Here is a 12,432-nt window from a genome sequence, read left to right as displayed (position 1 = left end):
GGATGACCAGGCGCGGATGGGTCGCCACCGTGCCGTCGTCGGGCCCGGTGATCGCGACAGCGGGGGTGAGGGCTGATACGGAGGTGAGCCCGCTGACAGGAGCCCTTGATCAATTGAGTGGGCACGGGTTGGCCGCCCCCGGTGGGGAGGTGCTCCCCGCAGCAGCGGAACCGACGACCAGTAACATGACGGGCATGACTGACGTACGCGTTCGCTTCTGCCCGTCGCCCACCGGGACCCCACACGTGGGCCTGGTGCGCACCGCCCTGTTCAACTGGGCCTACGCCCGCCACAACCAGGGCACCCTGGTGTTCCGCATCGAGGACACCGACGCCGCCCGCGACTCCGAGGAGTCCTACCAGGCCATCATTGACGCCCTGACCTGGCTCGGCCTCGACTGGGACGAGGGCGTGGAGAAGGGCGGCCCGCACACCCCCTACCGCCAGTCCCAGCGCATGGACATCTACGCGGACGTGCTGCAGAAGCTCATCGACGCCGGCGAGGTCTACCCCGCCTACTCCACCGCCGAGGAGGTCGAGGAGCGTCACAAGGCCGCCGGCCGTGACCCCAAGCTCGGCTACGACAACTACGACCGCACCCTCACCGAGGACGAGATCGCCGCTTTCCAGGCCGAGGGCCGCCAGCCCGTCTGGCGCCTGCGCATGCCCGACCAGGACTGGAAGTGGAACGACCTGGTCCGCGGCGAGGTCGAGTTCAAGGCCGCCACCCAGCCGGACTACGTCGTGGCCCGCTCCAACGGTGCCCCGCTGTACACGCTCGTCAACCCTGTCGACGACGCCCTCATGAAGGTCACCCACGTCCTGCGCGGCGAGGACCTGCTGTCCTCCACCCCGCGTCAGCTGGCCCTCTACGAGGCGCTCAAGCGCATCGGCGTCACCGACTTCACCCCGGAGTTCGGCCACCTCCCCTTCGTCATGGGTGAGGGCAACAAGAAGCTGTCCAAGCGCGACCCGCAGTCCAACCTCTTCCACCACCGCGAGAACGGCATCATCCCCGAGGGCATGCTCAACTACCTCGCGCTGCTCGGCTGGTCCCTGTCCGGTGACCGCGACATCTTCTCCGTCGAGGAGCTGGTGGCCAACTTCGACATCGCCGACGTCCTCGGCAACCCGGCCCGCTTCGACCAGAAGAAGCTCGAGGCCATCAACGCCGACCAGATCCGCCTCCTGCCGGCCGACGAGTTCGAGAAGCGTCTGCGCACGCACCTCACGGAGTTCACCGACTTCCCGGAGGACTACCCGGCGGACAAGTTCGCCGTGGCCGCCGAGCTCACCCAGACCCGCATCAAGACCCTCTCCGAGGGCTACGGGCTGCTCAAGTTCCTCGTCACCCCGGACGCCGAGCTCGAGCTCAACGAGAAGGCCGCGAAGAAGAACCTCAAGGAGGCCGCCATCGAGCCCCTCGACGCCGGCATCGCCGCCCTGGAGGCCGTGGGGGAGTGGACCACCCCGGAGATCGAGGCGGCCCTGACGAAGGCGCTCATCGAGGACCTCGAGCTCAAACCCCGTACCGCCTACGGCGCCCTCCGCGTGGCCATCTCCGGCGAGGCCGTCTCCCCGCCGCTGTTCGAGTCCATGGAGCTCCTCGGCCGTGAGTCCACCCTCGCGCGCCTGCGTGCCGCCCGCGCCGTGACCCCGTTCCAGGCGCCCGCCCAGTAGCCGACTGGTGTTGCTCACCGCGTATGAAAAATATGCGGTGAGCAGCTGATTTGGCAGTGTTGCACCGTTGTGGTTATAGTTATCCACGTTGCACAGAGCGACAGCGGGAAGGAAACGGAACGCAGTCGGGACGTGGAACAGGGTAAGTAAATAATGGCCTATGGTGTAATTGGCAACACAACGGTTTCTGGTACCGTCATTCTAGGTTCGAGTCCTGGTAGGCCAGCTGCAGAGTAATCTGCCGGCGAAGTACTTCGCTTCGCCCCGTTCGTCTAGTGGCCTAGGACGCCGGCCTCTCACGCCGGTAACACGGGTTCGAATCCCGTACGGGGTACACGACAATGACTCCCGGATCCAAAACGGATCCGGGAGTTTTTGCGATTCACCCCCGCCCTAACTTTTGGTGCGTGGCTCACACCTCGGGGAATGTTGCGGCGGGGGTAACGTCAGGTAACGGGATTGTGAAATCCCCTTTAACCACGCAGCGTCGGGGCCTAGGCTGCAGGTAAGCGGAAAGGTTCACCCCTCGCACCCCAGGTACCAGGTTCGAGGACACGGATCTTCCGGATGTTGATCGAATGGAAGGAGAGTATATGGCAGAGGCTTTGAACCATATCTCCGGACGCGACGCAGGCGTCCTCCCCTAAGCGGCACAGCCATAATCCACAACATCCCAAGCGCAAGAGATGCGCGGAGTACAGGAGCTAACGGGAGCGATATGAAGCGTCAGCTGTCACCGAACCCCACGGAAATGACAAGCTAACCCCCGACACATAAGGTTCCACAGAACTACAGCGGACGCGGCCACGACGGGATCATTACCCCGGGTCGACGAGACCTCCGCACCGACGTCGGAAGTGGTAGATCTCCTACCGTCCAAGGTTCGGCAAAAGTTAGAAACCCACCACCGAGCGTGGTGGGTTTCTCCTTTGCGCGGAGGTCGCGAGGGCGAGCGAGCCCCAGCTCCTCCTCACGCCCCGTCGCAACACCCCGAGAACCATCCCTGACCTCCTGATTTGTTCTGCGGTACACGCCCTGTTTATAGTTATGAAGTCCGCAACGGACACCGCACAAAAAGCGAACAAGCCCCGTTCGTCTAGCGGCCTAGGACGCCGGCCTCTCACGCCGGTAACACGGGTTCAAATCCCGTACGGGGTACAGACACGAAGCCCTCCACCACCAGGTGGAGGGCTTCAGTCATTCCGCCCCGGGGCCGGACACGTCCTCTACGCTCATTCCCATGACCACGCCCCTCACAACCCGCCTCATGCGCGCGATGAACACCGCCGCCGTCAACCACCGGGATCACGTGCGCAAGGGCTCCGGCATCCCGTACATCGCGCATCTCCTGGCGGTCCACCACCTCGTCGCGCAGTACACGGAGAATGAGGACGTCCAGATTGCCGCGCTCTTCCACGACACCCTCGAGGATGTCCCGGAGCGCTACAGCGAGAAGGACATGCGGCGGGAGTTCGGCGACCGGGTCACCGATCTCGTCCGGCATCTGAGCAAGGACGACTCGCTGCCGGACTGGCGGGCCCGCGCGGACGCCTACCTCCGTCACCTCGAGCATGATGCCCCCGACGAGGTGGTGCTCATCTCCGCGGCCGATAAGCTGCACAACCTCATGTCGATCCTCGACGATCACGCCACCCACGGCGACGCCCTGTGGGAGCGCTTCAACTCCGGGCGGGAGAATCAGCGGTGGTGGTACGGGGAGATCCACCGGGTCGTCGAGAAGCGTCTGCCGGGGCTGGACCTGAACAGACAACTCGGAGAATTAGTCTCATGTTTCCCCGTTGAAGCGTAATATTTCCTGCATGAGTCTCGAACCCGGGAACACCCCGCTCGTGTGCCTGGACCGGCTGAACACGACAGACACCGTCACCCTGTGGGCCAAACTGGAGGGCTACAACCCCTCCGGCAGTGCCAAGGACCGCACCGCCCACGCCATTCTCGCGGCCGCCGATCTGCAGCCCGGCGCGGTCATCGTGGAGTCCAGCTCGGGCAACCTCGGTGTGGCCATGTCGCGGGAGGCCGTCCTCGGCGGATGGACGTTCCACTGCGTCGTCGATCCGCGGGCGAACCGCGCGACGGTGGCCACCATGCGTGCCTACGGCGCGGTCGTCCACGAGGTCACCGCGCCGGATCCGGAGACCGGCGACTGGCTGGCCGCCCGCCGGGCCCGGGTCGCGGAACTGCTCACCGAGCTTCCCGACGCCGTCTGCCTCGACCAGTACTCCAACAAGGCCGCCTTCACCGCCCACGACGAGGGCACGATGCGCGAGATCGTCGAGCAGCTCGGCCACGCCCCGGATCACCTGCTCGTCGCGGTGAGCACCACCGGCACGATCGGCGGCTGCCTGCGCCGCATCAACCGGGAGGGGTTGGGGACCGAGGTCATCGCCGTCGACGCGGAGGGGTCCGTGCTTTTCGACGGCGTCCGCGGCACCCGCCATCTGCCGGGTTTCGGCGCCGGCGTGATGCCGGAACTGGCGGCGTCGGTCCACCCGGACCGGGTCCTGCGGATCACCGACCGGGATTCCGTCGCGGCGGCCCGGAAGCTGGCCCGCACGGAGGGCATCCTGTGCGGTGCCTCGGGTGGGGCGGTGGTGGCGGGCGTCGAAAAGCTCCTGCCGGAACTGACAGGTGACGTGGTGCTCATCCTGCATGACGGCGGCACCAACTATGTTGACACCATCTACAACGACGACTGGGTGGAGGAAACCCTGTGACAACCGTGGCGATCATCGGCGGCGGCCCCCGGGGCCTGTGGGCGGCGGAAGAGGTCCTCGGGCTGGCGCGCGAACGCGGCGCGGCAATCGACCTCCACGTCTTCGACGGTGGCGGTCTCGACGCCTACGACACCGACCAGCCGGGGGAGTGGCTCATCAACGTCCGCGCCTCGGCGATCCGCACGGGCCTGGGGTCCTTTGACGAGTGGCGTGGAGCGAGCGACCCGTTCCCGTCACGCCGACTCGTGGGGGAGTTCCTCGCCGCCTCCTGGGAGGCCCTGCGCCGTCACATTCCGCCGCGCTGCGACCTGACGTGGCACGAGGGGCACGTGGAGAAGCTCGACCGCCGTGACGAGGGCTGGGCCGTCGGCGGCCTGGCCTTCGACGAGGTCCTGCTGGCCACCGGCCACGCCGCCACCTGGCCCGGCTCCCTGGAGCACGCCGACCTGCCGGTGCCCGTCGTCATGCCGTACCCGGCGTCGAATCTGCAGGCCATCGGCCCGAAGGACCGCGTGCTCGTACGCGGTGCCGCGCTGACCTTCATCGACGTCATCCGCGCGTGCGATCCGGAGGTGTTTATCCCCGTCACCCGCACGGGCCGCCTCATGGAGGTCAAGCCCGAGTTCGACGGGGTGGAGGCCGACGACATCATCGCCGCCGGGAAGGCCCTGCTTATCGACGCCCCCGACATCGCCGCCCTCGTCGATGCCCTGGCCGTCACCGCGCGCCGCCTCCTCGAGCGCGCCGACCGTGACGGTGACGTCGACGCCGTGTTGGCCGGCACCGACCACGACGACCCCGACGCCGCGTGGGCCGTCGGCCTGGCGTGGCGCGAATGCTACACCGCCATCGTCGAGCGTGCGTCCTACGACGGCCGCGACAGTCTCGCGGGCTTCGGGGAGCTGTGCCGCCGCCTCGAGCGCGTCGCGTTCGGCCCGCCGCCCGAGAGCGTGGCCCACCTGGAGCAGCTCGTCGAGTCCGGGAAGGTCGACCTCACCCACCTGGGCCGCGGCAACGAGGACCTCGGCGACCTCGTCCGCGAGCTCGACGTCACGGTCGTCATCGACGCGGTCATCCCGCCGCCCGGCGTCGTCGACGGCACCCTCGAGGCCTGGCTCGTCGATGAGGGCCTGGCGCGCGTGCGCCCCGGTACCCGCGGCCTCGACGTGGCCCCCGACGGCACGGTCGTCGGCCAGACGAACCTCGCCGCGGTGGGACGCATGACCGAGGACGTCGTCCTGGGCAACGACACCCTCTCCCGCACCCTCCACGACGTCATCCCGCGCTGGGCCCGCCGCCTCGTGCCCGGACCCGACCACGTCCACGGCATCCCGCCGCTCACCGCCCGTCTCGAGCCGTGGGCCGCCGAGCTCACCACCGACCCCGCCCGGTGCCGCTCCCTGCTCGAGGAGTACGGCAGCCCCGTCAACGTCCTCGACCCCGGGCCGATGCTGGCCAACGTCACTGAACTGGTCGACGCCGGTGCCTCCTGCGGCATTGACACCCGCATCTTCTTCGCCCGCAAGGCCAACAAGGGCCTCGTGTTCGTCGACACCGTCCGGGACGCGGGCCACGGCGTCGACGTCGCCAGCGAGCGCGAGCTCTCGCAGGTACTGGGTCGCGGCGTGCCCGGCGAGCGCATCATCCTCTCCGCCGCCATCAAGCCGGACCGCCTGCTCGAGCTGGCCATCGCCAACGGCGTGACCATCTCCGCCGACTCCCGGGCCGAACTGGCCCGCATCTCGCGGCTGGCGGGGGAGCGCACCGCCCACGTCGCCCCGCGCGTCGCCCCCGACCCTGACCTTCTCCCGCCGACCCGCTTCGGTGAGCGCGTCGAGCAGTGGGCCGAGATCGGCCAGGTCCCGGGCGTGGAGATCGTCGGCCTCCACGTCCATCTCCACGGCTACTCCGCCGCCGACCGCGCGACCGCCCTGCGCGAGTGCTGCCGCCTCGTCGACCTGCTTATCGACGCCGGCCACCACCCCACCTTCATCGACCTTGGTGGCGGCGTCCCCATGAGCTACCTCGACGACGCGGAGCAGTGGCGCGACTACCACGCCGCCCGCGACGCCATGGTCGACGGCTACGCCCGGCCCTTCACGTGGAAGGCCGACCCGCTGGACACCACCTACCCCTTCCACCAGTCCCCGGTGCGCGGGGAGTGGCTGAAGGACGTGCTGTCCGGGGGAGTGGCGGAGATGCTCCGCGAGCGCGGCCTGCGCCTGCACCTCGAGCCGGGACGCAGCCTGCTCGACGGGTGCGGCGTCATCCTGGCGGAGGTGGCCTTCGTCAAGGAGCGTTCCGACGGTCTGCCCCTTGTCGGGCTGGCCATGAACCGCACCCAGTGCCGCACCACCTCCGACGACTACCTCATCGACCCGCTTCTGGTCACCGACCGCACGACAGGAGAGGAGGTGGAGGCGTTCCTCGTCGGCGCCTACTGCATCGAGGACGAGCTCATCCTGCGCCGCCGCATCCGCTTCCCGTACGGTGTGGAGCCGGGCGACGTCATCGCCATCCCCAACGCCGCCGGCTACTTCATGCACATCCTCGAGAGCGCCTCGCACCAGATCCCGCTGGCGAAGAACGTGGTGTACCCCGGCACCCTCGACGACATCGACCGTTAACGGCCTCGCGGGCGGTCCAGCTGCCGCTCGAAGGCCGCAAGGTGGCGCTGCGAGCCGTCGATGAGGAACTGGAGCAGCTCCCGCAGCTCCGTGTCATCCTCCGGGGTGGCCGCCAGGTCGTTCTCGAGCTCCGTGATGTCCCACGTCTCGAAGTCGACGCCCACCTGGTACGCCGCGGTCTCGCTTTCCAGGCCGCGGGCGAGGAGGTCGTCGTACAGCTCCTGCAGCTCCGGGTCGGTGAACTCGCCCGGCACCCCGGTGCGGGGATCCTCGGCTCCGGCGGCGTCGAGCACGCGGAGCACGGCGTCCTGGTGGCCGACCTCCCCGCGGGTGATGTTGGAGAACACCTGCGTGCCGTAGTTCTCGTCGAAGGCGGTGTAGAGGTCATGGGCGACCTTCTCCTCCTCGATGAGGCGCTGGAGGAGGGCGTCGCGGTCGTCGGTGTCAGCGGCCTCGGGGGCCTCGGTGGCCTCGGTGGTCACGGACGTGTCGGTGGTGGTCTCGGACGTGTCGGTGCACGCGCCCAGCGCGAGGGCAGGGACGAGCACGAGGGCGGTGAGCAGTGTGGTTCTCATGCCCGGTGCAACACCGCCCGGGCCGCAGAAATTACCACCGGGGGTATGCGGGGCTACAACGAGCGCGACAGGGCCTCGGCCGCGTCCGTGAGGGCCGCGCCCCACTTCTCGGCGGGGTGGGGGCGCAGGCGTTCCGACGGCCCGGACACGGAGAGCACCGCGACGAAGCGCCCGGCGGGGGTGAACACCGGGGCGGACAGGGAGGCGAGCCCCACCTCGCGCTCGGCCACCGACTCGCTGACGCGCTCCGCCTCGACGCGCGCGAGATCGGAAGGATCGAAGGTGACGTCGGGGAGGATGGTGTCGCGAAGCTGGGGTGAGCCGAAGGCGAGGAACACCTTGGCGGCCGAGCCGGAGGTGAGTGCCAGCTGGGAGCCGACGGGGACGGTGTTCTGCAGGCCGACGGGCGGTTCCTGGGCGGCCACGCACGTGCGGGAGGTGCCGGTGAGCTGGTAGAGCTGCACAGATTCGCCGGTGGTGTCGACGAGGGCGGCCATGATGGGGCGGGCGGCGTCGAGAAGCTGGTCGCGGCTGCCCGTGCCCAGGGAGGTGAGGGCGGGGCCGGTGGTCCAGCGGCCGTCCTCGCCGCGGGCGAGGATGCGGTGGGTCTCCAGGGCGGTGGCCAGGCGGTGGGCGGTGGCGCGCGGCAGTCCGGTGGTCTCGCAGAGCTCGGTGAGCGAGAGTGGATGCGGGGCGACGGCCATCATGATCGCGACCGAACGATCCAGCACCTTGATGCCTGACACTGCGCTATACTGTCCCATACCACGATACTAACATCTCACCCCGTGAGATTTACACAGATGGAAAGGTGGCATCCATGGCCGAGAAGCTGACGCTGGCCGAGAAGGTGTGGAACGACCATATTGTCGCGAAGGGCGAGAACGGCGAACCCGATCTCCTCTACATTGACCTGCAGCTCCTGCACGAGGTGACCTCCCCGCAGGCCTTCGACGGACTGCGCCTGGCCGGCCGTAAGCTGCGCCGCCCGGACCTGCACCTGGCCACCGAGGACCACAACGTCCCCACCGAGGGCATTCAGACCGGTTCCCTCCTGGAGATCAAGGAGGCCACCTCCCGCACGCAGGTCGAGACCCTGCGCAAGAACTGCGAGGAGTTCGGCATCCGCCTGCACCCCATGGGTGACGTCAAGCAGGGCATCGTCCACACCGTCGGCCCGCAGCTCGGTGCCACCCAGCCGGGCATGACCATCGTCTGCGGTGACTCCCACACCTCCACCCACGGTGCCTTCGGTTCCATCGCCATGGGCATCGGCACCTCCGAGGTCGAGCACGTCATGGCCACCCAGACGCTGCCGCTCAAGCCGTTCAAGACCATGGCCATCGAGGTCTCCGGCGAGCTGCAGCCGGGCGTCACCGCCAAGGACCTCATCCTGGCGATCATCGCCAAGATCGGCACCGGCGGCGGCCAGGGCCATATTATCGAGTACCGCGGCGAGGCCATCGAGAAGCTCTCGATGGAGGCCCGCATGACCATCTGCAACATGTCCATCGAGGCCGGTGCCCGCGCCGGCATGGTCGCCCCCGACCAGAAGACCTTCGACTACGTCGAGGGCCGCGAGTTCGCCCCGACCGGCGCCGACTGGGACGCCGCCGTCGAGTACTGGAAGACCCTGCCCACCGACGAGGGCGCCGAGTTCGACACCGTCGTCGAGATCGACGGCTCCGCTCTGACCCCCTTCATCACCTGGGGCACCAACCCCGGCCAGGGCCTGCCCCTGTCCGCCAACGTCCCGGACCCGGAGGACTTCACCAACGAGTCCGACAAGGCCGCCGCCGAGAAGGCCCTGGCCTACATGGACCTCACCCCGGGCACCCCGCTGCGCGACATCGCCATCGACACCGTCTTCCTCGGCTCCTGCACCAATGCCCGCATCGAGGACCTGCGCGCCGCCGCCGAGGTGGTCAAGGGCCGCACCATCGCCGAGAACACCCGCATGCTCGTCGTCCCGTCCTCCACCATGGTCAAGCAGCAGGCGGAGGAGGAGGGTCTGGACAGGATCTTCACCGACTTCGGCGCCGAGTGGCGCACCGCCGGCTGCTCCATGTGCCTCGGCATGAACCCGGACCAGCTCGCCCCGGGTGAGCGCTCCGCCTCCACCTCGAACCGCAACTTCGAGGGCCGTCAGGGTCCGGGTGGCCGCACCCACCTCGTGTCCCCGCCGGTCGCCGCCGCCACCGCCGTCCTCGGCCATCTGGCCAGCCCCGCCGACCTGTAGAAGGAGAAGACCACCATGGAGAAGTTCACCACCCACACCGGCGTCGGCGTGCCGCTGACCCGCTCGAACGTCGACACCGACCAGATCATCCCCGCCGTCTACCTCAAGCGCGTCACCCGCACCGGCTTCGAGGACGGCCTGTTCGCCGGCTGGCGCAAGGACGAGGACTTCGTCCTCAACCAGGAGCCCTACCGCGAGGGTTCCGTGCTCGTCGCGGGCCCCGACTTCGGCACCGGCTCCTCCCGTGAGCACGCCGTCTGGGCCCTCATGGACTACGGCTTCCGCGTCGTCCTGTCCCCGCGCTTCGCCGACATCTTCCGCGGCAACTCCGGCAAGGCCGGCCTGCTCGCCGCCCAGATGGAGGAGGCCGACATCGAGCTGCTGTGGAAGCAGCTCGAGGCCGAGCCGGGCCTGGAGATCACCGTCGACCTCGAGTCCCGCACCGTCACCGCCGGCGAGAACACCTACCAGTTCTCCGTCGACGACTACACCCGCTGGCGCCTCATGGAGGGCCTCGACGACATCGGCCTGACGCTGCGCGACGAGCCGGCCATCACCGCCTACGAGGAGAAGCGCCCGGCGTACAAGCCGACTATCGTCGGCTAGATGAAACATGTGCCGCCGAAAGTAGTTCTCGGTGTGGCGATGGTGCTCGCCGTCGTCACCGCCCTTGTGGACTACACCACCCTGGCGTAACTGTCGGGGCAGGCCGCTGGCTGCGCGGGGCCGCCCTGGGTGTGGGCATTCTGCTGCTCACCATCACCCTGCACTACGCCGTGGGGATCGCGGTGGGCAGCGTGCCCCCGGACGGGTTCGTCGCCGCCGCGGTGTTCGGTATCCCGCTGGGCTTTGCCGGCGTCGCGGCGCACTCCAGCCTCATCGCCCGCCTCGTCCTCCCGCTCGGCATGCTCGCCGAACCCTGGGTGACCAGGCGCTTCTGCGGCTTCTACGGCACGGTGCCCGAGCAGGTCTCCGAGATCGCCAGCGGAGTCATCCTCACCCTGTCCGGGGTCATCCTCGCCGTGGTCGTCATGAGGCGCGGGTACCGTCGGCATCATGACTGACAACCGCTACGACGAGGGCATCCGCATCCGACGGGAGGTCATGGGCGACGATTTCGTCGACGCCGCACTCGACCGCAACGCCGGCACCGACGGCGAGGACCTCCAGCACCACATCACCGCCACCGTCTGGGGGTCCGTGTGGACCCGCGACGGCCTGTCCAGGCGCGACCGCAGCCTGCTCAACATCGGCATGCTCGTGGCCCTGCGCGCCACCGAGGAACTCCGCGGCCACGTGCGCGGCGGCCTGGCCAACGGACTGACCCGCGAGGAGATCACCGAGGCCATCATCCACGCTTCCGGCTACTGCGGCGCGCCGGCGGCACTGTCCGCCATGAAGGTGGCCCAGGAGGTCCTCGTCGACGAGCTGGGCCCGAAGAACTAGCCCTACTTCGCGGGCAGCGGGCTGGTGAGGTAATCCGCCCCCGTCAGCTGGCCGTCGTGGAAGGACAGCACCCACACGGACGCCTTCTTCGCCTCGATCGCCTCGAGCGGGAGGCGTCCATTCGCGCTCAGCCACGCGATCATGTCGGGGATGGCGGTGCCCTGGGAGACGACGACGGAGGTGCCGCCGGCGTCGACGAGCTCCTGGAAGCGCTGCTGGCACTTGGCGGGCTTCTCGGCGTACGCCTTGTCACCGAACATCTCGTCCACGACGATCTCCACGCCGAGTTCATCCGCCAGGGGAGCGGCGGTGGCCTGGCACCGCTCCGGCTCGGCGGAGTACACGGCGACTGGCTTGTAGGGCAGGAGCATGGGCACGAGCATCTCGGCCTGACGACGCCCCTTCTTGTCCAGCGGGCGCAGGTTGTCGTCGCCGTCCCAGTTGCGGCGCTGATGCGCGCGGCCGTGGCGGATGTAGAGCACCCGGGAGGTGGCGGGCAGGCGGAAGCGCTTCTCCGCCTTGCCCAGCACGTGGCGGTCGACCTCGTAGGAGAGGATTTCGCGGGCCTGCGCGATCGGGAGCCAGCGCAGCTCGTCGACCTCGTCGTTGGGGGTGAACTCGCCCCCGAGGACCTCCCCGGTCCAGTAGTAGACCACTTTGGTGCGGTCGCCGACGGGGTAGGTCACCTTACCGAGCAGCTTGCCCAGGCGGATCTCGAAACCGGTCTCCTCGAGGATCTCGCGGGTGGCGGTGGTGGGCAGGGACTCACCCGGGTCGACCTTGCCCTTGGCCAGGGACCAGTCGTCGTAGGAGGGGCGGTGGATGACGGCGACCTCGACGGAGTCCAGATCGGCCAGGTCACCGCGCCACAGCACGGCCCCGGCGGCCAGCATCGCCCGCGGGAACTCCTTCGCCGGATCGGCCGGAATCACCTGGTGACGGCCGTTGACCAGAAGCTCGGGAACCTGATCCTTGTCAACCTCGTGCGGCTGCTTGTTCTTCGGCATGATTCCCCTCAGAGGTAGGTTGCGGATACGGTTCCCCCCATTTTCCCGCACCTGCGGCTTATTCGCAGCACCAACCCATCCTTTAAGCTGGTTTGCAAACGAAACAGATAAGGAGCAGCGCGTG

The 12,432-nt window shown here is 68.4% G+C and carries 11 protein-coding genes and 3 tRNA genes; 11 read left to right on the top strand and 3 right to left on the bottom strand.

What is annotated here, in order from left to right; translation table 11 throughout:
- Positions 1-185 precede the first annotated feature (185 nt).
- The 7 genes from gltX (at position 186) to B9Y70_RS07915 (ending at position 7,041) form a co-directional block, all read left to right on the top strand.
- Complete coding sequence (gltX, locus tag B9Y70_RS07945; protein ID WP_085549729.1) at positions 186-1,679, top strand: glutamate--tRNA ligase; 1,494 nt, start codon at positions 186-188, stop codon at positions 1,677-1,679.
- Between the two features lie 154 nt (positions 1,680-1,833).
- Positions 1,834-1,905 (top strand) — tRNA-Gln (locus tag B9Y70_RS07940).
- A 35-nt stretch (positions 1,906-1,940) separates the two neighbouring features.
- Positions 1,941-2,013 (top strand) — tRNA-Glu (locus tag B9Y70_RS07935).
- 751 nt (positions 2,014-2,764) lie between these two features.
- Positions 2,765-2,837: transfer RNA gene (locus B9Y70_RS07930), tRNA-Glu, on the top strand.
- A gap of 82 nt (positions 2,838-2,919) precedes the next feature.
- A complete protein-coding gene (locus B9Y70_RS07925) occupies positions 2,920-3,489 on the top strand; it encodes an HD domain-containing protein (protein ID WP_085549728.1) in 570 nt (189 codons plus the stop codon).
- A gap of 10 nt (positions 3,490-3,499) precedes the next feature.
- Entirely contained in the window at positions 3,500-4,414 is a 915-nt protein-coding gene (locus B9Y70_RS07920; RefSeq protein ID WP_085549727.1) for a pyridoxal-phosphate dependent enzyme, read from the top strand.
- Complete coding sequence (locus tag B9Y70_RS07915) at positions 4,411-7,041, top strand: FAD/NAD(P)-binding protein (protein ID WP_143337573.1); 2,631 nt, start codon at positions 4,411-4,413, stop codon at positions 7,039-7,041. The genes B9Y70_RS07920 and B9Y70_RS07915 overlap by 4 nt, the downstream gene beginning before the upstream one ends.
- On the opposite strand, the gene B9Y70_RS07910 is transcribed toward B9Y70_RS07915, so the two are convergent.
- Positions 7,038-7,616 (bottom strand): DUF2202 domain-containing protein, encoded by a 579-nt coding sequence (locus B9Y70_RS07910; RefSeq protein ID WP_085549725.1) that lies wholly within the window; start codon positions 7,614-7,616, stop codon positions 7,038-7,040. The genes B9Y70_RS07915 and B9Y70_RS07910 overlap by 4 nt on opposite strands.
- A 53-nt stretch (positions 7,617-7,669) precedes the next feature.
- Positions 7,670-8,380 (bottom strand): IclR family transcriptional regulator, encoded by a 711-nt coding sequence (locus B9Y70_RS07905; RefSeq protein ID WP_085549724.1) that lies wholly within the window; start codon positions 8,378-8,380, stop codon positions 7,670-7,672.
- A 56-nt stretch (positions 8,381-8,436) separates the two neighbouring features.
- On the opposite strand from B9Y70_RS07905, the gene leuC reads away from it, so the two are divergent.
- The 4 genes from leuC (at position 8,437) to B9Y70_RS07885 (ending at position 11,301) form a co-directional block, all read left to right on the top strand.
- Positions 8,437-9,855 carry a 3-isopropylmalate dehydratase large subunit gene (leuC, locus tag B9Y70_RS07900; RefSeq protein WP_085549723.1) on the top strand — a complete coding sequence of 473 codons (1,419 nt, stop codon included), beginning with the start codon at positions 8,437-8,439 and terminating at the stop codon, positions 9,853-9,855.
- Between the two features lie 15 nt (positions 9,856-9,870).
- Positions 9,871-10,461, top strand: coding sequence for a 3-isopropylmalate dehydratase small subunit (gene leuD, locus B9Y70_RS07895; protein ID WP_085549722.1), 591 nt, complete (start codon positions 9,871-9,873; stop codon positions 10,459-10,461).
- A gap of 131 nt (positions 10,462-10,592) precedes the next feature.
- On the top strand, positions 10,593-10,919 hold the full coding sequence (locus B9Y70_RS07890; RefSeq protein WP_085549721.1) for a hypothetical protein: 327 nt from the start codon (positions 10,593-10,595) through the stop codon (positions 10,917-10,919).
- Entirely contained in the window at positions 10,912-11,301 is a 390-nt protein-coding gene (locus B9Y70_RS07885) for a carboxymuconolactone decarboxylase family protein (RefSeq protein WP_085549720.1), read from the top strand. Before B9Y70_RS07890 ends, B9Y70_RS07885 begins: the two co-directional genes overlap by 8 nt.
- 2 nt (positions 11,302-11,303) lie before the next feature.
- Here the strand turns inward: B9Y70_RS07885 and B9Y70_RS07880 are convergent, their stop codons facing one another.
- A complete protein-coding gene (locus B9Y70_RS07880) occupies positions 11,304-12,308 on the bottom strand; it encodes an NUDIX hydrolase (protein ID WP_085549719.1) in 1,005 nt (334 codons plus the stop codon).
- Positions 12,309-12,432 lie beyond the last annotated feature (124 nt).

The organism is Corynebacterium pollutisoli, from assembly GCF_900177745.1.
Taxonomy (GTDB): Bacteria; Actinomycetota; Actinomycetes; order Mycobacteriales; family Mycobacteriaceae; genus Corynebacterium; species Corynebacterium pollutisoli.
This window is presented reverse-complemented; position numbering and strand designations above follow the sequence as displayed.

Bases quoted from the DNA above. Each gene is read 5' to 3' on its own strand.
- leuD (WP_085549722.1), top strand. From the start codon at position 9,871: ATGGAGAAGTTCACCACCCACACCGGCGTCGGCGTGCCGCTGACCCGC.
- leuC (WP_085549723.1), top strand. From the start codon at position 8,437: ATGGCCGAGAAGCTGACGCTGGCCGAGAAGGTGTGGAACGACCATATT.
- B9Y70_RS07905 (WP_085549724.1), bottom strand. From the start codon at position 8,380: ATGGGACAGTATAGCGCAGTGTCAGGCATCAAGGTGCTGGATCGTTCG.
- B9Y70_RS07920 (WP_085549727.1), top strand. From the start codon at position 3,500: ATGAGTCTCGAACCCGGGAACACCCCGCTCGTGTGCCTGGACCGGCTG.
- B9Y70_RS07880 (WP_085549719.1), bottom strand. From the start codon at position 12,308: ATGCCGAAGAACAAGCAGCCGCACGAGGTTGACAAGGATCAGGTTCCC.
- B9Y70_RS07910 (WP_085549725.1), bottom strand. From the start codon at position 7,616: ATGAGAACCACACTGCTCACCGCCCTCGTGCTCGTCCCTGCCCTCGCG.
- gltX (WP_085549729.1), top strand. From the start codon at position 186: ATGACGGGCATGACTGACGTACGCGTTCGCTTCTGCCCGTCGCCCACC.
- B9Y70_RS07885 (WP_085549720.1), top strand. From the start codon at position 10,912: ATGACTGACAACCGCTACGACGAGGGCATCCGCATCCGACGGGAGGTC.
- B9Y70_RS07925 (WP_085549728.1), top strand. From the start codon at position 2,920: ATGACCACGCCCCTCACAACCCGCCTCATGCGCGCGATGAACACCGCC.